22 protein-coding genes are annotated in these 25,783 nt (G+C 62.8%); 15 read left to right on the forward strand and 7 right to left on the reverse strand.

Features of this window, described 5'->3' with window-relative positions:
* Positions 1-59: 59 nt before the first annotated feature.
* A complete protein-coding gene (locus ACVWWJ_RS00720) occupies positions 60-1,208 on the reverse strand; it encodes an acyltransferase family protein (RefSeq protein ID WP_456966403.1) in 1,149 nt (382 codons plus the stop codon).
* Between the two features lie 393 nt (positions 1,209-1,601).
* Between ACVWWJ_RS00720 and ACVWWJ_RS00725 the strand changes: the two genes are divergently transcribed.
* From ACVWWJ_RS00725 to ACVWWJ_RS00765, 9 genes are all read left to right on the forward strand, one after another.
* A complete protein-coding gene (locus ACVWWJ_RS00725) occupies positions 1,602-1,922 on the forward strand; it encodes a metalloregulator ArsR/SmtB family transcription factor (RefSeq protein ID WP_216164394.1) in 321 nt (106 codons plus the stop codon).
* Positions 1,923-1,950: 28 nt separating this feature from the next.
* Positions 1,951-3,369, forward strand: coding sequence for a DUF2867 domain-containing protein (locus tag ACVWWJ_RS00730; RefSeq protein WP_456966404.1), 1,419 nt, complete (start codon positions 1,951-1,953; stop codon positions 3,367-3,369).
* Positions 3,370-3,853: 484 nt separating this feature from the next.
* Entirely contained in the window at positions 3,854-6,916 is a 3,063-nt protein-coding gene (locus ACVWWJ_RS00735) for a TonB-dependent receptor (RefSeq protein WP_456966405.1), read from the forward strand.
* 240 nt (positions 6,917-7,156) lie between these two features.
* Positions 7,157-8,155 (forward strand): YVTN family beta-propeller repeat protein, encoded by a 999-nt coding sequence (locus ACVWWJ_RS00740; RefSeq protein ID WP_456966406.1) that lies wholly within the window; start codon positions 7,157-7,159, stop codon positions 8,153-8,155.
* 132 nt (positions 8,156-8,287) lie between these two features.
* Positions 8,288-8,932 carry an aldehyde dehydrogenase iron-sulfur subunit PaoA gene (gene paoA, locus ACVWWJ_RS00745; protein WP_456966407.1) on the forward strand — a complete coding sequence of 215 codons (645 nt, stop codon included), beginning with the start codon at positions 8,288-8,290 and terminating at the stop codon, positions 8,930-8,932.
* Positions 8,929-9,888 carry an FAD binding domain-containing protein gene (locus tag ACVWWJ_RS00750; RefSeq protein WP_456966408.1) on the forward strand — a complete coding sequence of 320 codons (960 nt, stop codon included), beginning with the start codon at positions 8,929-8,931 and terminating at the stop codon, positions 9,886-9,888. The genes paoA and ACVWWJ_RS00750 overlap by 4 nt, the downstream gene beginning before the upstream one ends.
* The gene (gene paoC / locus ACVWWJ_RS00755; protein ID WP_456966409.1) at positions 9,885-12,083 is read left to right on the forward strand and encodes an aldehyde oxidoreductase molybdenum-binding subunit PaoC; all 2,199 of its coding nucleotides are present in this window, start codon (positions 9,885-9,887) and stop codon (positions 12,081-12,083) included. The genes ACVWWJ_RS00750 and paoC overlap by 4 nt, the downstream gene beginning before the upstream one ends.
* A 114-nt stretch (positions 12,084-12,197) precedes the next feature.
* A complete protein-coding gene (locus ACVWWJ_RS00760; RefSeq protein WP_456966410.1) occupies positions 12,198-12,932 on the forward strand; it encodes an SDR family oxidoreductase in 735 nt (244 codons plus the stop codon).
* A gap of 32 nt (positions 12,933-12,964) precedes the next feature.
* Positions 12,965-13,252, forward strand: a complete 288-nt coding sequence (locus ACVWWJ_RS00765; protein WP_159888949.1) for a DUF1330 domain-containing protein — start codon at positions 12,965-12,967, stop codon at positions 13,250-13,252.
* A gap of 61 nt (positions 13,253-13,313) precedes the next feature.
* Here the strand turns inward: ACVWWJ_RS00765 and cynS are convergent, their stop codons facing one another.
* Positions 13,314-13,784 (reverse strand): cyanase, encoded by a 471-nt coding sequence (gene cynS, locus ACVWWJ_RS00770; protein ID WP_456966411.1) that lies wholly within the window; start codon positions 13,782-13,784, stop codon positions 13,314-13,316.
* A gap of 33 nt (positions 13,785-13,817) precedes the next feature.
* Entirely contained in the window at positions 13,818-14,462 is a 645-nt protein-coding gene (locus ACVWWJ_RS00775; RefSeq protein ID WP_456966412.1) for a carbonic anhydrase, read from the reverse strand.
* A gap of 106 nt (positions 14,463-14,568) precedes the next feature.
* Here ACVWWJ_RS00775 and cynR point away from each other — a divergent pair, with 106 nt between their 5' ends.
* The gene (gene cynR / locus ACVWWJ_RS00780; protein ID WP_456966413.1) at positions 14,569-15,471 is read left to right on the forward strand and encodes a transcriptional regulator CynR; all 903 of its coding nucleotides are present in this window, start codon (positions 14,569-14,571) and stop codon (positions 15,469-15,471) included.
* A gap of 3 nt (positions 15,472-15,474) precedes the next feature.
* Here cynR and ACVWWJ_RS00785 read toward each other — a convergent pair whose 3' ends face one another.
* Positions 15,475-16,068: an ATP-dependent Clp protease proteolytic subunit gene (locus tag ACVWWJ_RS00785; RefSeq protein ID WP_456966414.1), complete on the reverse strand. Its 594-nt coding sequence runs from the start codon at positions 16,066-16,068 to the stop codon at positions 15,475-15,477.
* Between the two features lie 56 nt (positions 16,069-16,124).
* Between ACVWWJ_RS00785 and ACVWWJ_RS00790 the strand changes: the two genes are divergently transcribed.
* Positions 16,125-16,916 carry an RNA polymerase sigma factor gene (locus ACVWWJ_RS00790; protein ID WP_456966415.1) on the forward strand — a complete coding sequence of 264 codons (792 nt, stop codon included), beginning with the start codon at positions 16,125-16,127 and terminating at the stop codon, positions 16,914-16,916.
* A 13-nt stretch (positions 16,917-16,929) separates the two neighbouring features.
* Here the strand turns inward: ACVWWJ_RS00790 and ACVWWJ_RS00795 are convergent, their stop codons facing one another.
* Entirely contained in the window at positions 16,930-17,949 is a 1,020-nt protein-coding gene (locus ACVWWJ_RS00795; RefSeq protein ID WP_456966416.1) for a LacI family DNA-binding transcriptional regulator, read from the reverse strand.
* Positions 17,950-18,098: 149 nt separating this feature from the next.
* On the opposite strand from ACVWWJ_RS00795, the gene ACVWWJ_RS00800 reads away from it, so the two are divergent.
* The gene (locus tag ACVWWJ_RS00800; RefSeq protein WP_456966417.1) at positions 18,099-20,531 is read left to right on the forward strand and encodes a membrane-bound PQQ-dependent dehydrogenase, glucose/quinate/shikimate family; all 2,433 of its coding nucleotides are present in this window, start codon (positions 18,099-18,101) and stop codon (positions 20,529-20,531) included.
* Between the two features lie 89 nt (positions 20,532-20,620).
* On the opposite strand, the gene ACVWWJ_RS00805 is transcribed toward ACVWWJ_RS00800, so the two are convergent.
* Positions 20,621-21,253: a hypothetical protein gene (locus ACVWWJ_RS00805; RefSeq protein WP_456966418.1), complete on the reverse strand. Its 633-nt coding sequence runs from the start codon at positions 21,251-21,253 to the stop codon at positions 20,621-20,623.
* 348 nt (positions 21,254-21,601) lie between these two features.
* Here ACVWWJ_RS00805 and ACVWWJ_RS00810 point away from each other — a divergent pair, with 348 nt between their 5' ends.
* Complete coding sequence (locus ACVWWJ_RS00810; protein ID WP_456966419.1) at positions 21,602-22,099, forward strand: hypothetical protein; 498 nt, start codon at positions 21,602-21,604, stop codon at positions 22,097-22,099.
* A gap of 289 nt (positions 22,100-22,388) precedes the next feature.
* The gene (locus ACVWWJ_RS00815) at positions 22,389-23,741 is read left to right on the forward strand and encodes a TolC family outer membrane protein (RefSeq protein ID WP_456966420.1); all 1,353 of its coding nucleotides are present in this window, start codon (positions 22,389-22,391) and stop codon (positions 23,739-23,741) included.
* A gap of 105 nt (positions 23,742-23,846) precedes the next feature.
* Here the strand turns inward: ACVWWJ_RS00815 and ACVWWJ_RS00820 are convergent, their stop codons facing one another.
* Positions 23,847-24,587, reverse strand: coding sequence for an SDR family NAD(P)-dependent oxidoreductase (locus ACVWWJ_RS00820; RefSeq protein WP_456966421.1), 741 nt, complete (start codon positions 24,585-24,587; stop codon positions 23,847-23,849).
* A gap of 121 nt (positions 24,588-24,708) precedes the next feature.
* Here ACVWWJ_RS00820 and ACVWWJ_RS00825 point away from each other — a divergent pair, with 121 nt between their 5' ends.
* Complete coding sequence (locus ACVWWJ_RS00825) at positions 24,709-25,599, forward strand: LysR family transcriptional regulator (protein WP_456966422.1); 891 nt, start codon at positions 24,709-24,711, stop codon at positions 25,597-25,599.
* Positions 25,600-25,783: the final 184 nt, after the last annotated feature.

Raw genomic sequence — 25,783 nt, forward strand, 5'->3', positions numbered from 1 at the left:
CAGCCTGATTCAGCTCGGTTCGTGGCGCCGAGGATTTGTTCGCCGCAAGGAGAGCTCTTCTAGTTTGAATGATCAGTGCGATGCCTAGGCCTGCCCAATGGGGTAGCTGCGCCGCCTCCCCGGTGTCGTACTAAGCGACCCAGATAGCCCCGGAGCGGGATGTCATAGCACCGCATCACGACGTAGGCGAAGACGACGGTAGTAACCACGCCGCCGACGATAACGAGAAACAGCTGGGCCATGCCCGGATGCCTCGCGTCGACGTAATTGCCGAACGCATAGATGACCGCATAGTGCGTTGTGTACAGCGGATACGAGATGTCGCCGGCGAGCTTGCAGAAGCGCTTCGAACGTTCGTTGAGTGTCACGCCCGCCCCGAGCATCACCAGGACCGGAAAGACGAGCATGATCACCGCGGCTTCGCGAATCCACCCACCGGTGGCATAAGGCGTCATCAGTGCGAGGGCAAGCAGCCCGGCCGGCACGGTGAATCCTAGCCGCGTCTTGATCAGGAACCCGGAACGGTAAACCAGTAACCCGGCGAGGAACGAGAAGTTCACCCGCGCCGCGCCGACCCAGAACGTTTCGCCGTTAAAGCCCGCCCACAGGTTGCCCTGCGTGTAACCGACGGCGCAGAGGATGGCGGCCGCGACCACCGTGGCCACGACCAGCGCAGGTCGTCCCAGTCGGCAAAGGAACAGGGCGTAAACGATATTTGCGATGTATTCCCAGAACAGTGACCACGCCGGTGAGTTCAGGCTGAAGAGGCAGAAGCTTCGCTCCTGCATGGCCGGGTAGGGAATCAGGAAGATCGATGCCAGGAAGAGCAGGCTGACCTCGCCGGGACTGAGGTTGACCGGTGTGGCCCGGAAGGGATCCGCGTACAGCGCGATAAGCCCAAGCACTGAACCAAACACCACCATCGGATGCAGGCGGATGAGCCGCACCCTCGCGAACTTCAGCAGCCCCATCGAACCGATGCGATCGTCGTAGGCGTACCCGATGACGAAGCCGGAAAGGCAAAAGAAGAAATCCACCGCCAGCCAGCCGTGGCCGATGAATAACTGGCTGTAATTGCCGATGACCATTTCCATGAAATGGAACACCACGACGGCGAGCGCCGCGACGCCGCGTAACCCGTCCAGGGCGGGGAAGTGCTCGCGGGCAGGATGAGGTGCCGGGACGTCCGGGAAAACCGAGTGGGTCATGCCTTGCCGTGTGTTCTGTTGCGGTACGAACCGCCCACTCTAGAGCAAGCGGTGGCCGGTGTCGTAGCCCAATGTATTCGTTTCGATCAACTCGCTGGACGGCAAGCTCGAAGCTGGTGCCAAGAGCGAGTGCACCGCATCGGACGATGAAGGCGGTCGAGACGTCCAGCAAGGAGGGTGCGTACCACCACGCATTTCGCGCCGAATGACCTCAAAGTGAGGCACTTGTGAAGCGGCGACAATCCACTGGATTGCTGCCGGACGCCTTCGGTGAAACTCAGGCGGCGCCGACTTTCACGTCGCAACGCGTTACAGGCGAGCCTCCAGACGTCTTGACTCGGCGGAAACGATGCGCTTAACTAATTAGCAACTTTGCTAATTAACGAATTATCCATGGCCATCGACAAGGTCTTCGAAGCCCTCGCCTCCCGGCCCCGTCGGGAGATTCTTGCTTATCTCTCTGCCACCGAGCTGACCGCCGGCGAGATCGCGAGTCGCTTCGACATGAGCGCGCCGTCCATCTCGCGACACCTTTCCGTGCTGGAAGGCGCGGGCCTGGTGTCCAGCGAGAAGCGCGGCCAGTTCGTCGTCTACCAGCTCAACCGGGACAGCCTGGTCAACACGCTTACCGGCTTCGCCTTCGAGATCTGTCCGGTCGGTAAGCCGCTCAAACGCGAGTCGAAGAAGCTTTCCACGAAGAAACAGCCGGGCTGACGCCCGCCCCACCGGTACAGGGATCGCCATGTCATCGCACGCCGAGACCGTCGCATCGTTCCCCAACATCAGCATCCCTTCCGTTGCCGGCGGTCAACCGGTCGAGGTGTCGCTCATCGCCCAGCTAGGGCATGGCGCTGGTAGCCAGCTGGTGGCGGCCTCGTCATTGCGCCAGCGGGCGCACGCGGCGTTCGTGGATGAGCTTGATGAGCCATCGGCGAAACTGGCCGGCACGCACTTCGAACATGACGACCCCAGCTCGCTGTACACCTTCGCGGTCGGTGCCAAAGGGCATCCATTCCACCGCCATGCGGGCCATCGCATCTTCACCGCCGTGTCGGGAAGCAGCGGCGCGTTGCTGCGTTTCTGTACCGCGACGCCGGCGCAACTCGCCGAGGATTCCGCGAATTTCCTCCGCGCCCTGCGTCACGTGGAGATCCCGCCGGACTCGCTGTTCACCGTGCGCTTCGGCGGTGGTACCTGGCACCAGTTCCAGCCGCTGCGCGCTGGCTCCGGTCATCCTGCGTTCTTCGCCCTCTCGTGCCATACGAACGAGCTGGGTGGCGAGCTCTCCGAAGAAGCACGCCGGGTGATTCTCGACGATGGTGCGAGCATCCCTTCGCTGACCGAGCTGCTGCCAGACACCGTGCAGACCCTGCTCGATGGCATGGCAACCGACCACGTGCACGTGCCGACGGCATCGCTGTCGCTGGCGGCCGCGCCCGGCTCCTTGCAGGTCACGCTGTGCGGCTTCGCCCGGCGCACGCTGGGCAAGGTTCGCGCACTGATCGCCGGCTGGGGGCGCGCCGGTGGTTTTCTCTCGCGCACCGAAGGCTGGCAGACGGTCGTGGAGCTCGATGCGCCTGAAAACGATTCCCTGCTGCGCGAACAGTTCGCCGGCGGCTTCGACCATGAAGACAGCTTCCGGCTCGTGCTTACGGAACGCCAGCCGCGCCATGCGCGCGCATCGGTGCTGCTTGCCGACCTGCTCGATGCCTTCGTGCAGCGTCCGCCAGGCAGCGTGTCGCGCCTGATGGCCTTTCGCAACCTGCTGGTCATGCCGTTGGGACTGCGCCGGTCACCGCTCGCCTGCCCGGTATCGTCGCTGCTGGCGCCGCTCGACAAACACGTGTTCGCGGGACGTTTCCCCGTGCTCGGCCAGCGCATCGACGATGCCGACAGCTTCGCGCAGGTGATGCTCGGCGCGGACGACAAACATCTGTCGTTTCGCTCGTGCGTCGCGCTGCGTGTCGTCGACGGTCGTGTCGATATCACGCTCGGAACGCGCGTGCACTGCCGCAACGCCTTCGGGCGCGTGTACCTGGGCCTGATCGACCGCGTGCATCGGCGTTACATCAGCCCCATGGTGCTGCGTGTCGCCGTGACGCACGCTTTCGCTATTCACAACACCGCACAACGCCCCAGCGCGGCACCGCTGACCACGTGAAAACCGCCACTCGCAAATGCCCATTTCCGGCACGCGGCACTAACGGAGTGCGGCGCAACGCCGGCGCATCCGTTCACCCTGCGCGAGCTATTTCTCACGGCAATGCAGAACTATCAGAACAGTTTCACGAATAAATCCTTCGCAATTAAGGCGGCAACGATCTCGTGTTGCGTTGCGATCGAAAGTTCTTGCGTGAAACGCATTAAATAGCGCATTTCAGAAACACAACAACGTGTTGACAGGTGGCTAAAGAGGCGCCTATGTTCGAGTTGCGCGCTGCCGAACTAACTGTTTTTTTACGTCGGCAGTTTCGGATGAGTACTGGTTGCGGGTCGACGAGTACGTAGTGGGGTCAGTGAGCGGCTTGGGAGAGTCGAACGCTGCGCGAAGGGCGTCAAAGGGTAAACGTTGAGTCAACTTGTCCTGGCCACTGGCCGGACTTTCGTTTTCTTTGCCCTTACAGGGGCACATGGGGAGATTTGCAATGAATCTTGGCGCTATCGGGCAGGCATCGGTCCTGCGTCGTTCGTCTCTGGCGCTCGCGCTCGCGATGGGCATGGGTCTCACAGGGAACGCTTTCGCACAGGCCACCACAGGTAGCCTGTTCGGTTCAGCCGAAGCCGGCGACACCGTTCAGATCACCAGCGGATCGGGCGTGACTCGTACCACTACGGTCAACGCAGCCGGTCGCTACAGCTTCGCAAACCTGCCGCTTGGCACCTACAAAGTCAGCCTGGTCAAAGGCGGCACCACGGTCGATTCGCGTGACAACGTCGAGCTGCGCGTTAACGCCGGTACCGACGTGTCATTTGCTGCCGCCGTCGCTGCAAGCTCGCAGAATGCCGCGAACCTCGAGGGCGTGACTGTCGTCGGTAACGCGCTGCCGCCAATCGACGTTTCCTCGGTCGATTCGCGCACCGTTATCACTCAGTCCCAGCTCAAGCAGTTGCCGCTGGGGCGTTCGGCCGAAGCGATCGCCCTGTTGGCACCGGGCGTGTCGCAGGGCGCCACCGGCACCGGCTTCCAGAGCCCGACCGGCAAGGCGCTGGTCTCGTTCGGCGGCTCCTCGGTGACCGAGAACGCGTATTACATCAACGGCATGAACACCACCGATCCCATCGCGGGTTACGGCGGCATGACCCTCCCGTACGGTGCCATCGACCAGCAGGAAATCCTGACGGGCGGTTACGGCGCACAGTACGGTCGTTCGGACGGCGGCGTGATCAGTATCGTCGGCCGCCGCGGCACCAACGAATTCCATTTTGGCGGTCAGATCCTCTGGACCCCGAACTTCGCCGCCGCAGCACCGATCAACGCCAATTACCCGGGTAGCTCGTCTCTTGACGGACAGAACTACCGCTATCGCAATCTGAACAAGAGTTGGGATGCGATCTATTCGGCCTACGCAGGTGGCCCCCTGATCAAGGACACCTTGTTCGCCTTCATCGCGGTGGAAGGCGAGAAGACCAAGGGCGATAACGTCCAGATTGCTTCGTCGAACAAGAACTATGTGCAGACGTACAAAGATCCGAAGATCTACGCCAAGTTCGATTGGAATATCAACGACAACAATCTGCTCGAGTTGACCGGCGCCAGCGAGAAGCACGACTACACCGGCCAGGTGTATACGTTCGACAACGACGCTCGCCAGGACGGGGCGTACATTGCGCCCGACACCGCGGCCCGCACCAAGCAGACGATGTGGATCGCGAAGTACACGAGCTACATCACCGACAGCCTGACCTTGACCGCCCAGTACGGTAAGCAGGATACGAAGCTCTTCACGCAGACCGGTACCACCGATCCGAACCTGATTCCGATCCTTGGCGCCCGGAACCAGGATCCGGCGCTCACGCCCGGCTTCCCGCAAGGCATCACCAACGCGCAGAACCTGGGCGTCATCACCGATCCGGAACACGAAAGCAAGGTGTCGAACTATCGCGTCGACCTCTCCTACGTGCTCGGCGACCACACGATCTCGGTCGGTATCGACAACCAGAACAGCCGCGATCTTCACGACGGCGAGAAGGTCTATAACAACGCCGGCTACGAGTGGAGCTACGACACTGTCGCTACGGGCGGGTCTATTGCCGGTGGCGCCGTCGACGCGCCGGTCGGCACGCCGTACTACGTTTCACAGTACCGTCAGGCGACCGACGCCTCCGTGCGCGTGCGTCAGCGTGCGCAGTACGTCCAGGACCAGTGGCAGGTGACCGATACCGTCAAGCTGTCACTGGGTATCCGTAACGACCAGTTCACCAACTACAACGGCGACGGCGTGGCCTACGTCACGCAGACCAAGCCGCAGTGGGCTCCGCGCCTGGGTGGCACCTGGGATGTGTTTGGCGACAGCACGTTCAAGGTGTATGGCAATGCAGGGCGTTACTATCTCGCGCTGCCGCTGGCTCCCGCGCTTCGCGGCGCGTCGTCTTCCACACAGACCAATACGTACTTCTCGTATACGGGTATCGATCCGGCCAACGGCTACCCGCTCGGCCTGACACCGCTTAATACGGTCAACGGCCCGGGTCAGCCGTACTCGCCCAACAACGAATACGGCCAACCGAAGGACCCGACCGTTGTCAGCGCGAAGGGCCTGAAGTCCGAGTACCAGGACGAGTTCATCGCAGGCTTCGACAAGACCTGGGGTGAGAACTGGGTCTACGGCGCCAAGGCGACCTATCGCAAGCTCGGCAATGCGATCGATGACTATTGCGATACGGGCGACGACCCGGCGGGACGGCTGCAGCAGCTGTTCACCGCCAGCGGTTCTGCGGTTGATCTGAGCCAGGCCGGTGTCAGTTGCTATCTGTTCAACCCGGGTCGTGCAAACACGTTCCTGGCGCCGAACGCGGCCGGTGGTTATGACAGTGTCCGTGCCACTAACGACGACCTCGGTTTCCCGCAGCTGAAGCGTCACTACTACGCGCTCGAGCTGCACCTGCAGCGTGACAAGGGCGACGGCAAGTGGTGGGGTAACGTCAGCTATGTCTACTCGAAGCTTTATGGCAACAGCGAGGGGCAGACCGATTCCGACGCCGGTACGCGTAGCGACCCGTCTGTCACCCAGGCGTGGGACAACGCCCCGTTGATGGTGTATTCGAACGGCAAGCTCGCGAACGATCACACGCATGCACTGAAGGCTTACGGTGCTTACGAGATCACCCCGGAATGGCAGGTCTCGGGCAACATCGCCATCGTGTCCGGTGCACCGCGTAACTGCTACGGCGGCTTCGGTCCCGACCAGATCGACGCTGGCTATGGTGTTGAGTCCTACCACTGGTGCGGTGGTGAGCCGTCGCCGCCGGGTGCCGTGGGCCGTAACCCGATCACGCATCTGGTCTCGGCTTCGGTCGCCTACCACCCGGCCTTTGCGCAGGGCAAGCTCGGCCTCTCGATCGACGTCTTCAATGTGTTCAACGAGCAGAAGAAGACCCAGTCCGATCCGTACCTCGGCACGTCCAGTGCGCCGGAGCCGACCTACAACGTGCCTATCGCATTCGAGCAGCCCCGCTACTTCCGCTTCGGCGTCACGTACGACTACTGATCGATCGGACACGTTTATCCACAACAAGAGTCCCGGGCGCACCTAACGCCCGAAAGGCGACGCATAGAGCTCTACCCAGATCGCCCCCGGAAACGGGGGTTTTTTTTGTTCTTCGAAAGACATTCATCTATTCGGGGGAACGTACGTATTCGGCAACTGTGCGGATAGTGGTTGACTTCGTTCGATCACCCTCGCAATAGTTTACGAACGTCGCTACGTAGCGGCGCACAGGGGAAATCCATGACGAATGAACAACCGATGTTCAAGGTGCGTACGGCTGCGCGCGGATGGCTCGCGCGCGTTACTCGGTGCGCGCTTCCTTTGCTGATGGCGTGGGTGACACTGCCTGCGACGGCTCATAACAACAACGTTTACGTTGCCAACGCCTCCGATAGCACGGTGACGGTGATCGATACGACCAGCAATACGGTTGAGGCCACGGTTCCAACGGGAGCGTATCCTCTGGGTATATGCGTAAGTCCCGATGGCGCTAGCGTGTACGTTGCCAACCTCAGCGATGGGACCGTCACCGTGATCGACACGGCCACAAACATGGTGTCCGCGACCATACCCGTCGAACGGGGGCCTGCCGCCGTCGTGGTCAGCCCGAACGGCGCAAATGTCTATGTAGCCAACGCCAACGCCAGCACGGTTTCCGTGCTCGACGCCGCGTCCAATGCCACCATCGCGGTCGTACCCGTGGGGAGCGTTCCAGCGAGCATCGTGGTGACGCCGGATGGCTCGCGCGTGTACACGGGAAACCTCGGGGACAACACCGTTTCCGTGATCGACACGGCCACTAATGCGCTGGTCGCGACCCTACCTGTCGATGGGCTGCCCGCAGGCCTGGTTGTCGGGCCGTTGGGGGCTCGTGTTTACGTCGCCGCGGAAACGAGCCAGGTCGCGGTGATCGATACGTCGACAAATACCGTGACATCCACCCTGCCGGCCGGCAACGGCGCCATAGCGGCAGCAATCAGTCCCATCGGCGTCCCTCTATACGTTACGAACTACTGGGACAACACGATCTCCGTGATCAATCCGTTCAACAAGCGCGTGATCGCCACGGTTGCAAATGAGGGCGGCCCAAGTGCTATCGCTATCGGCCGCCATGGCACGCGCGCATACATCGCGAATGTGGATGCCGGTTCCGTGTCGGTGATGAACCTCTTAACTAACAAGATCATTGCAACGATAGCCGCGGGTGGCGGTGCTACGGCCATCGGGACGCAGCCGTAACTGCCGCGCTGTGGCCTACGTCACCGTCGACGGTCGCGACGCGTTGAACCAGTTGAGGATTTCACGCAACCGAGTCTCTCCGTGGGTATGATTTGAGGTCGTGGCCCGGCCCCCTCGTCAGGAGAAACGCGCATGAATGACTTCAGCAACTGGAAGTTCACGCGACGGGAGGTGCTGAAGCTGGGCGCCGCTTCCGCCGGCGCACTCGCCGCGAGCAGTCTGCCTGCCTCCGCCACGGCCGCTACCGATGGCGGACGCAAGCCGGTCGTCGCATCGGTCGCCATGGAAGTAAACGGCGCGCCGCAAAACTTCGCGCTGGATACCCGCACCACGCTGCTCGATGCCTTGCGCGAGCACATGCACCTGACGGGCACCAAGAAGGGCTGCGATCACGGCCAGTGTGGCGCCTGCACAGTGATCGTGGATGGGCGGCGCATCAACTCATGCCTCACGCTGGCGGTGATACACCAGGGCGCGAAGGTCACGACGATTGAAGGACTGGGCACCCCGGCCAACCTGCATCCCATGCAAGCCTCGTTCGTGAAGCATGACGGCTACCAGTGCGGATATTGCACCCCGGGACAGATCTGCTCGGCTGTCGCTGTGCTAGACGAGATCCGCAACGATATTCCGAGCCACGTCTCCGCCGATCTGACCGCGAAGGCGCAGTTCACGACGACGGAACTACGCGAGCGCATGAGCGGCAACATCTGTCGCTGTGGTGCCTACTCCAACATCGTCGAAGCGATCACCGAAGTCGCCGGAGGCCGGGTATGAAGCCGTTCTCGTACGAGCGCGCCACCTCACCGGCGGGAGCCGCCGCTGCCGCAGCGAAAATCGACGGTGCGAAGTTCATTGCTGGGGGCACCAATCTTCTCGACCTGATGAAGATCGGCATCGAGGAACCCATGCACCTGATCGACGTCAACGGTCTTGCGCTGGACGCGATCGAGGCGACGCCTGAGGGTGGCCTTCGCATCGGCGCCCTCGTCCGGAATACCGACCTCGCCGCCGACCAGCGTATTCGCCGTGACTACGGCCTGCTTTCGCGCGCCCTGCTTGCCGGCGCCTCGGGTCAGCTGCGCAACAAGGCAACGACCGCAGGCAACCTTCTCCAGCGTACGCGATGCCCGTATTTCTACGACACGAACCAACCATGCAACAAACGTCTGCCGGGTAGCGGTTGCGCGGCCATCGGTGGTTCAAGTCGCTCGCTCGCCGTCATCGGTGGCAGTGCATCGTGCATCGCCGTGCAGCCCAGCGATATGGCGGTGGCCATGCGCGCGCTGGACGCCGTCGTGGAGACCGTCCGCCCCGACGGGCAGAGCCGCCGTATTCCCATCGCGGAGTTCCATCGGCTTCCGGGCGCACGCCCTCAGGTGGAAACCGCGCTCGAGCGTGGCGAGCTCATTACCGCCGTGACACTACCCAAGCCCGTGGGTGGCGTGCATATCTATCACAAGGTCCGGGACAGGGCGTCCTATGCGTTCGCCCTGGTGTCGGTGGCGGCCATCGTCCAGAAGGACGGCTCCGGGCGCGTGGCACTGGGCGGCGTGGCGCCGAAACCGTGGCGTGACGAAGCGGCGGAGAAGTACCTGCCGGAGGGAGCGAAGCCCTTTACTGCGCATCTCCTCGCTGGTGCCACCCCCACGGCAGAGAATGCCTTCAAGGTCGTCCTCGCGGAACGCACGCTCCACGCCGTGCTTGCCGAAGCCAAGGGGAGCGCGTCATGAAGTTCGACACGCCGGCAACCACGAATCCGATCGACCGGCTGAAGGTTGTCGGACAACCCCTCGACCGTATCGACGGTCCCCGCAAGACCACAGGCACGGCCCACTACGCGTACGAGCAGCACGAGGCCGCGCCGAACCACGCGTATGGCTATATCGTGGCGTCGTCCATTCCCAAGGGAAGGATCACCGGCATCGATCTGACGCGCGCGCGACGTGCTCCGGGTGTGTTGGCCATCGTTACCGCGCAGAGCGCCGGCAAGCTGGGTAAGGGAAAATACAATACGGCCGCACTGCTCGGTGGACCGATGATCGAGCACTACCATCAGGCCGTTGCGCTGGTAGTGGCAGAAACATTCGAGCAGGCGCGTGCGGCGGCGATGCTTGTGAAGGTCGACTATGCCCGCACCGCTGGCGCCTTTGACCTGAGCCTTGCAGTACCGACTGCCACGAAGCCCGAGGATGAGAAAGCGGATACGGCCGTCGGTGACTTCGCCGGTGCCTACGCTGGCGCCGAGGTGACGTTCGACGGCCACTACACGACGCCAGACCATTCGCACGCCATGATGGAGCCGCACGCATCCATCGCATCGTGGACCGGCGACAAGCTCACATTGTGGACGTCCAACCAGATGATCGCGTGGGGCGCCGGCGATGTAGCGACGATGCTTGGCGTGCCGAAAGAGAACGTGCGTCTGATCGCGCCTTACATCGGTGGTGGATTTGGCGGCAAGCTGTTCGTACGTAGCGACGCCTTGCTGGCGGCACTCGGCGCGCGGGCGGCCAACCGCGCGGTGGCCGTGACCCTGCCGCGACCAATGATTTTCAATAACACCACGCATCGACCGGCGACCATCCAGCGCATTCGTATCGGTGCAACGAAGGACGGCACGATCACCGCTATCGGCCACGAAAGCTGGTCGGGCGACCTGCCTGGCGGCAAGCCCGAGACAGCAGTCGCGCAAACACGACTTCTTTATGCCGGCGCGAACCGGATGACGGCCATGCGCCTCGCCGTACTCGACCTGCCCGAAGGCAATGCCATGCGGGCGCCGGGCGAAGCGTCGGGCCTGATGGCGCTCGAGATCGCCATGGACGAGATGGCTGTGAAGCTCGGGATGGACCCTGTTGAATTCCGTATCCGTAACGACACCCAGGTCGATCCGGAAAAGCCCGAGCGTCTTTTTTCGCAACGCCAGCTTGTCCAGTGCCTCCGTACAGGTGCGACCCGATTTGGCTGGGACAAGCGTGTCGCCACGCCAGCGTCCACACGCGACGGCCGATGGCTCGTCGGCACCGGCGTCGCCGCGGCATTCCGCAACAACCTGACCGAGAAGTCCGGTGCGCGCGTGAGGTTGGACCGTGGCGGCAGGGTGACTGTCGAAACGGACATGACTGATATCGGGACAGGGAGCTACACCGTCATTGCTCAGACTGCGGCGGAGATGCTGGGCCTGCCCATCGATCGCATCGACGTGCATCTGGGCGACTCCAGCTTTCCGGTCTCGTCGGGATCCGGTGGCCAGTGGGGCGGTAACAGTTCGACCGCCGGCGTTTATGCCGCGTGCGTGAAACTGCGCGAAGCGATCGCGCAAAAATTGGGGATAAACCCCGATGATGCTGTCTTTGACGGTGGCAACGTCCGGTCCGGGCAACGTACGGTGTCACTTACCAGCGCGGCAGCAGGTGGCGATATCGTCGCTGAAGACAGTATGGAATACGGCGACCTGGGCAAGCGCTACCAGCAGTCGACGTTCGGCGCGCACTTCGTGGAAGTCGGGGTGGACGTCGCCACCGCCGAGATCCGCATTCGCCGTATGCTGGCGGTGTGCGCCGCCGGCCGCATCCTTAATCCCAAGACCGCGCGCAGCCAGGTGATCGGTGCGATGACCATGGGCGCCGGTGCAGCGCTGATGGAGGAGCTGGTCGTGGACAAACGCCTCGGCTTCTTCGTCAATCACGACCTTGCTGGTTACGAGGTACCCGTACACGCGGATATCCCGCACCAGGAAGTGGTCTTCCTCGACGAAACCGATGCGATGTCCTCGCCGATGAAGGCGAAGGGCGTGGGTGAGCTTGGCTTGTGTGGCGTCGCGGCAGCGATCGCGAATGCCGTACATCACGCGACAGGGATTCGCGTACGTGACTACCCGGTGACACTGGAAAAGCTCCTGGGAGCCATGCCCTCACTCGGCTGAAAGGCAAATGGGTCGGCTGAGCCACTTTACTTTCCAGATCCCACCCCGATGTCGAACAGGAGCAACCGCCCACCCGGCGGTTTCCTGTACCTAACACCGGATCAAGGACACGAAATGAACGCTACCCAGAAAGTCGCGCTGGTCACGGGCGCCACCCGAGGCATCGGTACCGAAACGGTTCGGCAGCTTGCCGAACAGGGAGTTCTTACGCTTCTCGCCGGCCGTGACGCCGGCCGCGCCGAAGCCGCTGCCAGGAAACTGAAGGACGAGGGCCTGCCGGTCGAGTCCATCGTGCTGGATGTGACCAGCGCCGAGAGCATCAAGAAAGCGGTCGCCGACGTGACCTCGCGCTTCGGGCGGCTCGACATCCTGGTGAATAACGCAGGCATCATCCTCGACACCATGGGCAAGGCGCCATCCGAACAGAGCATCCAGGTGTGGCGTGACACCTTCGACACGAACGTCTTCGCCGTCGTCGAAGTCACCCAGGCCTTCCTGCCGCTGCTCAAGGCCTCGCCGGCCGGGCGCATCGTGAATGTGTCCAGCCTGCTGGGTTCGGTCACCAATCATGCCGACCCGAAGTCGCCGGTCTATGACTTCAAGGTGCCGGCATACAACGTGTCGAAAAGTGCGGTGAATGCCTGGACCGTGCAGCTGGCTTACGAACTGCGCGACACCAACGTCAAGGTCAACGCCGTGCATCCAGGTTACGTCAAGACCGACATGAACCGCGGCGAGGGCGAGATCGATGTACCGACCGGTGCCAAGAGCAGCGTTGGCATGGCCTTGATCGGAGCGGATGGTCCCTCGGGAAGCTTCACGTATCTTGGCGATACCATTCCCTGGTAAGCCTCCTTTCGCCCCCTGCCAGGAATCGAATCATGACGACCTATGTCGTGTTCACCCGCGAGCGCACCACCGATCCCAAGGAAATGGCGATCTACGCCGAGAAAGCCGGTCCTGCCGGCGCAGGGCATCCGATTACGCGGCTGGCCTTCTATGGCGACATCCAGACATTGGAAGGCAGCCCCGTTGAGGGTTCGGTGATCCTCAGCTTTCCAAGCAAGGAAGAAGCACTCGCCTGGTACAACAGCCCGGCTTACACCGAAGCGAAGGAGCATCGGTTGAAAGGGTCGGAGTACCGGATATTCATGATCGAAGGTGTCTGACGACCGGCGTGCAGCATGAGCCGATGTCCGGAGACTCTTCGACGTCTCCGGACATTTTCACTCAGTACGGCTTCGTCGGCAGGTACTTGCCATTGAGCGTAATCACTGCGCGATGGCCGCCATCCGGATCGTCGACCTTTTCCACGCCGAGACGGAAGTTGATCGCGCTGATGATTCCGTCGCCGAACTCTTCGTGGATCAGCGCCTTCAGCGTCGTCCCGTAGACCTGGATCATCTCGTAGAAGCGATAGATCGTCGGATCACTGGGCACGCCGCCGGGAATGCTTCCGCGCATCGGTACCGACTGCAGCAGGGCGGTGTCGTCATCATTCAGGCCGAGCTTGCCGGCAACGTTCTTTGCGACATCGACCGGTAACGGATGCTGGCCGAGCAGAGCAGCGGTGACGAAACCTACCGTGAGCCCCGTACCGTCTGCGATCTGCTTCCACGACAAATCGCGTTTGGCTTTCTCGATGACAACGCGTTCGGCGAGTTGAAGACGTGCGTCCTGATTGAACTGTGATTGCAACATAAGTTTTCCTGGCGGGTGGGGGAATAAGCGGGATCAATGCGCCGGGTAAGCGGCGACGCGCGATTCGGCTTCGAGCGCGACGAAGCGGCCGGACGCGCCGTCGAGGGTCTCGATGTCGCCGGTCTCAATGTCGAAAACCCAGCCGTGAAGGCGGAGCTTGCCTCGCGCAAGCGCCTGCGCCACGGATGAGTGGGTACGCAGGTTCAGCAGCTGCGCCGATACGTTCTCGTGGATCAGGCCGTGCAACCTCTCTGCATTGCAGGTGTGCCCGCGTGTTGCGTTCACCGCCTGCGCCGCGCTGGCGTGGCCGAGCCATGCCTGCACCGCCGGGAGACCGCTGAGGTCGTGCTCGTGCGCGATGGCCGTCATGGCACCGCAGTCCGAATGACCACAGATGACGATGTCGCTGACGCCCAGCACGGAGACCGCGTATTCGATCGTGGCCGACACGCCACCCGGCTCGGGACCGGACGGTGGCACGATATTGCCGGCGTTGCGGATCACGAACATCGCACCCGGCTCGCTCTGGGTCACCAGCTCGGGGACCACGCGACTGTCCGAGCAAGCGATGAACAACACCTTCGGCGACTGGGTGTGGGCCAACTGGTGGAACAGCTCGGTCCTCTCCGGGTAAGCCGTTTCACGGAACCTGATAAAGCCCTGTACCAACTCTTCCACGGTCGTGCTCCTCATGCGATGCGACGGAGACGACTATGGGCTGGGGCGTCATAACTATCCAATATCAGTTGGTTACAATCGGCATAAGCTTAGATTATGGTGAGCCATGCTTGACCGACATGTCCGATACCTACTCGCCGTCGCCGAGCACGGGAGCTTCACCCGTGCGGCGCAGGCACTGCATGTTTCGCAGCCCGCTCTTTCCCAGCAGATCCGCCTGCTCGAAGAACGCCTGGGCAGGCAGCTCCTCGACCGCAGCGGTAAGTCCATTCGGCCGACTGACGTTGGGTACGCTTATATCCGCCACGCGCAGCGCGCGCTGGGGGAACTGGAGGCCGGCGAGCGCGCGGTATCCGATGTGCAGGACCTGTCCAGCGGCAACCTCCGGATCGGCTACGCGCCGAGCTTCGAAGCGTATTTGATCGGGCCGCTCATACAGCGCTTCCATGAGGCGTACCCCGGGATTCACATCGAGTTGAAGCAGCTGTCGCAGAAGCGGATCGAGCGGGATCTGAGCGAGGCCGCGCTCGACATCGGCATCGGTTTCGAAACCGCCCACACGGACGAGGTCGAGGCCTTCGAACTCCACGAAGAGAACATGTCGTTGATCGTGGGTCCGACACTCGACAGCGCGTTCAGCCCAACGGCCCAGGTATCGGCGGCGGAACTCGCCACCATTCCCCTGATGCTGTTGGACCGATCCTTCGTGACGCGAACGGCGATCGACAACTTTCTCCGGTCGCAAAAGATCGAACCGAAGGTCGTCATCGAGGCAGGGTCGATTGGTCCGATCCTCGACATGCTGCGTCTGTCACCTCTGGCGACGATCCTCCCCAGGCAGGTCAGCCTGAATCAGCCGGGCCTGCGCGTGCTACCCGTGATTCCCTTGATGCCGTCGCGCCGTGTGGTGCTGCTCAGGAGTCTTCGGGGCTACCGCAGCCGTGCCGAGGAGGCCTTCGTCGCCGTGGCTTCGGAAGTCGCAGCCCGCATCGCGGCGACGACCCTCTAGGCATCAACGCCCGCCCAGTTCCTCACGCCGAATAATGATTCGCGACACCAGTCCATAAGCGACGGCTTCCTCGGCGGACATCCACTTGTCGCGCTCGATATCCTCGCGCACCCGCTCGATAGGCTGACCACTCTCTCGCGCAATGACGCTGGCGATACGTTCGCGAGCCTTGAGGATCTCCTGCGCCTGGATGGCGACATCGCTCGCCTGGCCACCTGCGCCACCGCTGGGCTGATGGATAAGGAAGCGCGTTTGCGGCAGGCAGAACCGGCGTTCCTTCGGCGCGCCGAGATAGAGATGGTTGGCGGCGCTGCCGACCCAGCCCGTGCCGATCATGTTCACCGGCGAGGAAATGAAGCGCACCGCGTCGTGGATCACATCGCCCGACTCCAGGTGGCCGCCGGGGGATGAGACGATCATGTCGATGGGCGCATGCGACTCGGCGTCGAGCGCGAGCAGGCGGCGTACCGTCTCCGAGGCCAGTGCATCGGTGATCGTGCCAAAGACCATCACGGTCCGGGCGCGGAAGGTTTTCTCTTCCAGGAAAGCGCTGTTCTGCGGCGGCTGCGGGGCCTTTTCGGTCTCGTCGGCAAACATGGGGAAGTACTCCATTGTGGTAGGTTCACCTCATAAACGAACGAGCGGCCACTAACGTGACATCCCCTGTCCTCGATCACCCGCTCGCCACCGACGCCGCGTTTCGCCGCCGCCTGTTGGGACTGGCCACACGCTGGCTGGGCGACACCGGCGCCGCCGAAGACTTGCTGCACGACGCTTACCTCCGCACGGCGGGAACGACCTCTTCCGTTCCTGCCTTGGCCGGAAGCCGCGAAGCGTGGCTGGTGACGGTGCTTCGCAACCTTTGTATCGATCAGCTTCGCAGGCAGGGCCGCTACCAGTCCATCCTCGGTCAGCTCGCGGACGAGTGGGTATCGGGCTTTGATCGCGAGCAGCCGGAGCATCTGGCTGCCCAGTCCCAACGCGTCGATCAGGCGTTGCTAAGCCTCGTGCATAACCTGCCACCCGAAGACGTGGCGGCGTTCCTGCTCTATGACGTTTTCGACTTCAGCCACGCCGAGCTCGGTGCGCTTTCCGGTCGCAGCGAAGCGGCATCGCGTCAGCGAGTCCATCGCATGATGGGGCGGTTGGATCGTGAGACGCCGTTCGGACCGCCCGACGACGAAGACAAAGCCGCCCTGTTCGCGCTTTGCCAGCAGGCGCTGGCGCAGTGCGAGACGGCTGCGCTGGTCACGCTGGTGCGGACTGCCACGCCGCAATCCATGGCGGCGCTCGCGAGGACCGCGGACCACGATGCCCCGATGTCGGCGCAGGCGCCCAGAGCGCGGATGATCCAGGCGGACAACCAGATGGCACTGTTGATCCAGGTCGGCGATGGGCCTGTTACCTGGCTGCCGCTGGGTGAGACGTTGTTCGAAGCCGCCTGAGCGAGCGCGGCCGCTACCTCGGTACGTGACGCGTCGTCCCCCGCAGCACCAACCGCGGCGGAATGACGATCGACTGTGTCTCGGGCTCTGCTGCAAGCAACGCCACGCTTCCCCGGGCAAGTGCTTCCATGTCCTGATGAAACGTCGTCAGGTTCGGCCCGCGCCACCCGGCCATCGGAATGTCATCGAAGCCAACGACCTGGATGTCCTCTGGAACGGATAGCCCGAACTCGATACGAATCGCGTCCAGTGCACCAATGGCGACGAGATCGTTGACGCAGAACATGCCATCAGGACGGCTACCCGACGACAGTAACTCCACGGCCGCGGCATACCCTTCCTCATAGCTGAAACCCGCCACGATGTGTCCGGGCTCAGGCACCTGCCTCTCCTTGACCCGCTTGAGGAAGCCACGCTGGCGCTCGCTCTGGGCCGTGCTTTCGCGCCCGGCAAGATACGCCAGCTTGCGGCAGCCACCGTCGATGAGGAGGTCCGCGGCCACCGCACCCGCGGAGCGATTGTCCGTGGAGACGGTGCGCAGGTTGCCGAACCTCTTTGAGTTCACGGCGACGATGGGAATGCCGGCACCTTCGAGCTTGCGGGCGACTCGCGTCGAACGAATGGCCAGCGCGCTGATCACCCCGTCGATGCGGTAGCGGGACAGTTCGCCGACGATGTCGTCGAGGTTGTCATCGCTACCGGTGTCCACCAGCATGGTCTCGAGACGACGCTCGCGCAGCAGTGACGTCACGCACCGAAGGAACTCGGTGAAGAACGGATTATAGAAACCACCCACCACCACGGCGATGATTCCCGAGCGACCCGTCTGCAGGATCGCCGGCAAGGCATTCGGTTTGTAATTCAGCTCCGCCGCCGCCTTGAGCACGCGTTCGCGAACCTCCGCGGACACGGCAGCGCCGGCACTGAACACGCGGGAGACGGTGGACTGGGAGACCCCGGCAAGGCGTGCGACAGCAGTGGAAGAAGCATGGACGCGCGAAGCGCCAGGTGGAGGCGGCGGGGACCGTGACATCCGCGCAGATTAGCATTTCCTTGCACGCCGCCATCACGAGGCGTACGCTTGAATAGCTATGCAGCGCGGCGTTTCATCACAGCTGCGCCCCGTGCATTCTGCGCCCGGATGGAAGGGCTCCCCGTATTTCTCGTCCCGATAGGATCGAAATGAACACATCTGAGAGTGCCCTCGCACGATGGGGCAGGCGCCTGCTTGCGCTCGTGCTGGGCTTGTTTGGTCTTTGCATGGTGGCCGGTGGCGCCTGGCTGATCGCCCTGGGTGGCAACTGGTACTACGCCATCGCCGGTCTGCTCAGCGTTGCCAGCGCCGTGGGCCTCGCGCGTCGACGTCCCAGTGCCACGCTGTGGTTCGGCATCCTGTTTGCGCTGACGCTGCTCTGGACCATCTGGGAGTCGGGCACCGACTACTGGCGCTGGGTTCCGCGCTTCGCGCTGATGCTGATCTTCGGCATCGCCTTCTCGCTGCTCCTTCCGACCCTGCATGCGCGCCTCTCGCGTGGCGCGGCACGCACGGTGTCGCTGATCCTGGTCGCGGCCTTCGTCATTGCCGGCTGCCTCGCCTTTGTGCCGCACCATGTCACCGTCGCCAGCAACGTGCCGGCTGCGACCGACAACACATATGCAGCCGACACCGGCCCGGCCGTCGAGAGCGGCATACCGTCGACCGACTGGCCGGCCTATGGTGGTAACCAGGCTGCGCAGCGGTACACCTCGGCGACGCAGATCACGCCTGCCAACGTGAAAGACCTGCAGGTTGCATGGACAGCGACGGTCGGCGACATTCCCGGCGATACGCGCTGGGGTGTGCAGAACACGCCACTGAAGATCGGCAACATGGTCTACGTGTGTGGCTACCTCAACAAGGTCTCCGCGTTGGACGCTTCAACGGGTGAACACAAGTGGGACTTCGATCCGGGCATCACGCCGGCCTCGGTGCCCTACACCCCGTCCTGCCGTTCCATGTCGTATTACGAAGACCCCGCCAGCGCGAGTGCGCCGGTCCCCACCACCGGCGCCATCTGCGCCCGTCGCATCATCCTCGGCACGCTCGACGCACGCGTGATCGAACTCGATGCGCAGACGGGCCAGCGTTGCACGGACTTCGGCAAGAACGGCGAAGTCAGCCTCACCGAAGACATGGGCAAGATCTACCACGGCTATGTGTCGATCACTTCACCGCCCATCGTGATCCGCGACACCATCGTCGTCGGCCACACCACCGTCGATGGCCAGCGCGCCTTCGGTCCCGCAGGCGTGACCAAGGCTTACAACGTCAAGACGGGTGAGCTGAAATGGGCATGGGATGCCGCCGCTCCGAACGATCCCGCACCGCGCAAGGGTGACGATCTCTACAAGCGCGGCTCGCCCGACGTGTGGACCTCGTTCACCGGCGACAACAAGCTCGGGCTCGTTTTCCTTCCCGTGGCCAACGCTTCGGGCGACTACTACTCGACTTCCCGCTCTGCCGACGAGCTCAAGTACTCGCCCTCGCTGACGGCAATCGATGTCGAAACCGGCATGCCGCGCTGGACGTTCCAGAACACGCATAACGACGTGTGGGATTACGATCCGGGGTCACCGCCCACCTTGCTCGATTATCCGCAGGCAGACGGCACGAAGGTCCCGGCCATCATCTTCCCCACGAAGAATGGCGAGTTCTACGTGCTCAACCGCGAAACGGGCAAGTCGCTGTTCGGTGTGGAAGAGCGCCCCGTGCCCCAGGGTGGTTACGAGCCGGCCGCACGCAGCAAGACGCAGCCGTTCTCGAAGTTCGCTTCCGTGGCACAGCCGGATCTCACGCCTGAGAGCATGTGGGGTATCACGCCGCTCGACCAGCTGGTCTGCCGCATCCAGTTCGCGCAGGCCGACTACCGCGGCAAGTTCACCCCGCCGGATGTGACCAGGCCGAGCATCGACTATCCGGGCTACAACGGCGGAGTCGACTGGGGTGGCGTGGCGTTCGATCCGGCACGTGGCCTGATCATCGCCAACTACAACGACATGCCGAACTACACGCGCCTCGTTCCCCGCAAGGAAGCCGACAAGCTGGGCTGGAAGGCGAAGGAAGTACTCAACGACCCGGTCGCCGACGCCAAGGCGGAAGGTGCTGGCGATCCGCAGGAAGGCGTTCCGGTCGCTGTCGACGTCAACGCAGGCTGGCAGCTGAAGGCCACCGGCATGCTCTGCAAGGAGCCCCCGTACGGCGGCATCCGCGCGATCGATATCCGCGACGGTCGTACCGTGTGGGATCGCCCGCTCGGTACCGCGCGTGAGAACGGTCCTTTCGGCTTGCCGACCGGCCTGCCGATCAACATCGGTACGCCGAACAACGGCGGCTCGGTGGTGACAAAGTCTGGCCTGATCTTCATCGCTGCCGCGACCGACAACCTGATCCGCGCCATCGACATCACCACGGGCAAGACGATCTGGTCGGCAACGTTGCCGGCTGGCGCCCAGGCGATGCCGATGGTGTATGAGCAGGATGGCCGCGAGTACGTCGTCATCACCGCGACGGGTCACCACTTCATGCATACGCCGAAGGGTAACTACGTGGTGGCTTACGCGTTGCCTAAGCGCTGAGTTAGAAAACGAACCGGGGTGATCCTGCCTCGCGAGAAGCCTCCGGCTGTTGGACGCCTGTCCAGCTGTCGGGGGTTTTTCTTTGTGTGTCAGAAGCTCAGGCCGAGAGGTTTGTTGCAGGCGTACTTATCGCTCTCTTTCTGCACGTCGGCAGGTGAAAGGTGCCGCGCTGCTAGTTCGGCTGGGGTGAGGCTCTGCCATACCTCGACATCGATGCAGTGGTGGTTGGTCACGCCGAACAGGCGTTGCGTGTTTCGAAGTATTGCGCCAACTCCCTGATCCATCGGATCGGTGAGCTGGACGCCAGGGGCGATCCTATTATCGGAGCCGGGAATACCCGGAATGGCTCGACCGTGCTGGGCGTCGAGCAGGCGTTGTTGAAAGCCTCCATCGCCACCTGAGGCGCGGACTGTCGCTTCCTGACGGATGGTCGCGGGGACGGATTCCGGCGTTGTGGCGATGGTTGTGGGGGGCTCGTGTCCTGAAGCGGTTCCGGTATGGACAGGCGCGCGCGGCACGACGCGAAGCGGAAGAAGCGTCGGTGCCTTGGTCGTCACGGTTCTATGAGCGAGCGCTACAGGTGCGGGGCCGACAGGCGAGATAATGCGCAGCTCGAGGCTCGTCGTTTCTCTGTTGGTTGCAGGCCGGTCGTCTGTCCAGTGCGACGCAGGAGCCAGAACCATCATGAGCAGTCCGAGGTGGAAGCTAATGGCGACGGCCATGGCTGCGACTCGTGGAATCGATCCCGGTCGGCCCGCGAATCTGCCCCAAGTCATCTTCATGGCCATTGTTCCTTGGCTGAGCGAGCGGCGTGCCCCCGGGTTCGCCTCCGGTCCGGCGCGAGGTACGCCGACTAAGTTGTCTGAGGCCTCAAGACCGATGAAGTTCCGACGAGGCCTGGACCAGATCGCTCCATTCGCCTTCCCCCATTCTCGTCAGGCTGACGCGATCAAAGCTCAAAGCCTCACGTAACCCTTAAAAAATCGCGTCAGATTGACGCGATTCACATACAATCGCGTCATTGTGCTGCGATTTGACCGAAATCGCGTCAAACTGACGCGATCCGCGGAATGAAGACCTGCTGGAACCGGCGCCGAATAAGGGAGTGGCTTCGTGATATCCCGACGAGACATGTCTCCGCCAACATTCCGCTGACGCTGTATAACTGCGCGCCTCTGGTCTTCATGGATGTCGACCGCAGTGACTATGCGTTAGCCATGATGGGCATCTACGAGTTCAACGATCTGAATGCCGCAATCGACTTGTTCGCGTGGACATATGAAAGATCGATCGCACGGTACAAGGCAGTCATCCAGTCGACCGGTGCGCCGAACCCCTTGGCCATACGTTTCCGAGAGGCATTCACCTCGGCCATAAGTCGCGTCGTCGCTGACGGTCAGTCATTTGACGCTGCCGTAAAGGCGCAGGGATTGAATGCCGAGGACGAGATACATGTCATCACGATGCTTGATGAAAGACTGAATTCGCTCCAGCCATACAACAGTGCGCGATACCGTTTGTCGGAAGACGTGACAGCTCGATGGATCGCCGCCGGACGCACTCGCTGACACGGTTGAAGAACCGCGGCGTAAGTCGGTCCTCTGAGGTGTGCAGTGCACCGCGCAGGCGAACGTACGCATGTGCGGGGAGGAGGTCAGCAAGGCAGGCCGGACTGACCGTTAGTGTCCGCCGGGCAGCGTCCGCGGACACCGCCTGCTGTCGCCTGCGTCATCTCGATGTCGGCCCCGAGCCAGTGTCCAAGCCGCTGCAAGCGGCCTCCTGACGCCCCGACAGGCCCCGGCACGGTACTTGCACCGCCGTCGCCAGGCTCAATCGGTGCTCAAGGGAAACACAACCATGCAAACTCGGATCCTGCCGGCTGTCATAGCCGGTCTGCTGGCGATGGCCGGCCTTCCCACCGTCGCCGGCGCGGAAGACCTGATGGACATCTATCGCGAAGCCGTCGCCAACGACCCGGTGCTGGCCAGCGCGGATGCGCGCCGCCTCGTGGTCGCGGAAGGCGTTCCGCAGGCACGCGCCGCCCTGCTTCCCCAGTTGTCGGCGGGACTCAGCCTCCAGCAGTTCCACCCGAGTTTCTCGAACGGGACGAACGCCGATGGCACGCCGAACACGGGCGGAGACGGCCACAGCCGCGAGCGCGATCTGACGTTGTCGCTCAACCAGTCCGTGCTCGATCTCTCCAGGTTCGCGCGCGAGCGGCAGGCGAAGCAGACCGAAGAGGCGCAGGAGGCGACGTACGAAGGCGAGCTGCAGGATCTCTACGTTCGCTCGACCAGCGCCTACTTCAACGTGCTCGTGGCGGCGGATCAGGTCGAAGTGTTTCGCTCCTATGAGGATGCATACAAACAGTCCTTCGACCAGGCGACCATCAAGTTCGACCAGGGTCTGGCACCGGAGGCGGACCTCACGCAGTCGAAAGCCTATTACCTGCTGATCAAGTCGGAGCGCGTCGACGCTGAAAACGCATTGAAGGATGCGCGCCGTGCTTTGCAGCAACTGACCGGCAAGGAGCCGGGGACGCTGAAGACGCTACGAGACGACATCCCCATGGAAACGCCGACGCCGGACAACTCCGCCGCCTGGGTCGACCAGGCCATGCGCCAGAATCCCTCCGTGATTGCCGCGAATCACCTGGTGCGCGCGGACGAACACTCGATCAATGCGGCGCGCAGCGGCCACCTTCCCACGCTCAACGCAGCGGTCGGTTACGACAAGGTCGGCGCATGGTCCAACGCCGCGCGTGGCACGGCTGCCTACGGACCGGGTAGCACGACGATCGGCCTTGTACTCACCGTGCCGATCTTCAGCGGCGGCCTCACCCAGTCACAGGTGCGTCAGGCGATTCACCAGCGCGACGAAGACCAGAGCGATCTCGAGTCGGTGCGCCGGCAGACGGCGCGCGACACGAACAACTATTTCAACCTTGTGGTTGCCGGCATCGGGCAGGTGAATGACGCGCGTGATGCGGTGGACGCGGCGAAGAAGTCGCTTGCTTCGCTGCGCGCCGGTTACGACATCGGGACGCAGAGCCTGACGAACGTCGTGGTGGCGATTGAAATCCTCGCGCAGATTCGTACGCAGTACACCGCGCTCCGGCACAACTTCATTCTTAATAAGTTGTTGCTGAAGCGTAGTGTGGGTGCTGCCGAGTTGAAGGATGTCGAGGAGATCAATCGCCTGCTGCAGTGAATGCGGTCGCGCTCTTGTAGGAGCCGAGTCATCGGCGATCCGGGGTTGCGGTAACCTGGTTTTCGCCGCTGAAGCGGCTCCCACAGGGGGGATTCGGTTGCCTGGTCAGACCTGGCCTATGCCGCCGTCGGCCATAAGGTCGGAACCTGTGACGTACGAGCTTTGGTCGGAGGCGAGGAAGAGCGCTGCGCTGGCGATTTCGTCGGCTTGGGCCATGCGGCCGAGCGGAACCATGTCTTCGTAAAACTTAATCAGATCCTCCCGCGAACTGGCCTGGGCATCGAGGATCGGCGTGTCGGTCACACCGGGGCTCAGCGTGTTTACCCGGATACCGCGATTCTTGAACTCGGCTGCCCAAGTACGCGCATACGAACGCAATGCCGCCTTTGTCGCTGCATACGCGGTATGGCCCGCAATACCCATGCCGTGCATGGCGGACGACACCAGGACGATCGATCCGCCGCCGGCCATCATCGGCAGCATCTTCTGCACGAGGAAAACCGGGCCGCGAGCCATCAGGTTGAACGCTTTGTCGAAGTGTTCCGGCGTGATCGTGTCGACCGGTGCCTGCTCGGTGAAGCCGGCATTCGACACCACGATGTCGACGACGCCTTTTTCTTTCCGTACCGCAGCGGAAACCCGATCGAGATCGTCGAGGTTGGCCGCATCCGCCTGGATCGCCGTGACATTGCTACCGATGGCTTTTACCGCGTCGTCGAGCTGCGCCTGACGGCGACCGAATATCACCACGTGGGCACCTTCGGCGACGAAGCGCTGGGCGATGGCCAGACCGATGCCGGTCGTTCCGCCGCTGATGACGGCGGTCTTGCCTGTGAGAGATGACATGGAGGGGACCTTCAGAGGGTTCATGGATGATGCGCAAAAGGCTAGTCCCCGCCGTAGACGGTGATAATCCGTGTCTTTCGCCTATGATTGATTCCTGAATCGAATCGATGGGAGGCGCGCGATGGATCGGTTCCACGAACTGAAGGCCTTCGTCGCCGTGGTCGAAGCGGGCGGCTTTTCGGCGGCGGCACGCCGCCTGGGCGAGTCGCAGTCCGCGGTCAGCAAGGCAATCGGCTCGCTGGAGAAGCGACTCGGTGTCGCCTTATTCATCCGCAGCACGCGCGCCGTGAACCTCACCGACCAGGGGCAGCGTTACTACGACCGGACCCGGCCGATTCTTGCCGAGTTGGACGAGGCCGATGGCGAAACCACAAGCAGCACGCTGGAGGTGTCCGGCCTCGTGCGGATCGCCGCCGCGGCAACCTTCGGTCGCCTGCATGTGCTTCCCCTGATCCCCGGCCTGCTGGAACGACATCCGGGCCTGGAGGTCGACATCATTCTTTCGGACTTCGCGCGCGACATGGTGGACGATCGCATCGATCTGGCGATACGCGTCGGCGCCGTCAACGAGCCGGACGCCGTAGTCAGGCGCGTAGCGGGCACGCCGCTGGTGTGCGTCGGCTCTCGTCAGTACTTCGAAAAGTACGGCATGCCGACGACACCGACGGACCTAGCCCATCACAATTGCCTTCTCTATGGCGGCCTCGCGGAGTCGGCGAACTGGCCCTTCGTCGGGCCCGAGGGGCGCTTCAGCGTCACGGTTCGTGGAAACCTTTCCTCGAATAGCGTCGACGCGATTCGCGCAGGCGTTCTCGGCGGCGTGGGGATCGGCATGTTTGCCGGCCTCTCACTCGTGGATGAACTCAAACACCCGGACATTGTGACGATCCTCGAGGACTTTATCGTCGATGTAAGAGACGTCAGCCTCGTGTGGCCGAAGCGGCGTTTCATCGCGGCGCGCGTTCGTCAGGTCACCGATTACTTCGCGCAAGCACTGCCACCACGCATTTAGTGCAAAGAGCGACACGTTGGCCGCGTTTATCGACAGGAATATTCGGCAAGAATCGACGGCGCGCCACCGCGTCAAGCGCCCGCCGCGGCGTTCGCAAGCGGCGTCAAGGATGTGCGAAGCGACGCCGACAACGCCGCCCCGACTGGCTTACGAAACAATCGGCGTGCCGTTAGAGGGCGCCAAC

This window comes from Luteibacter sp. HA06, from assembly GCF_054061215.1.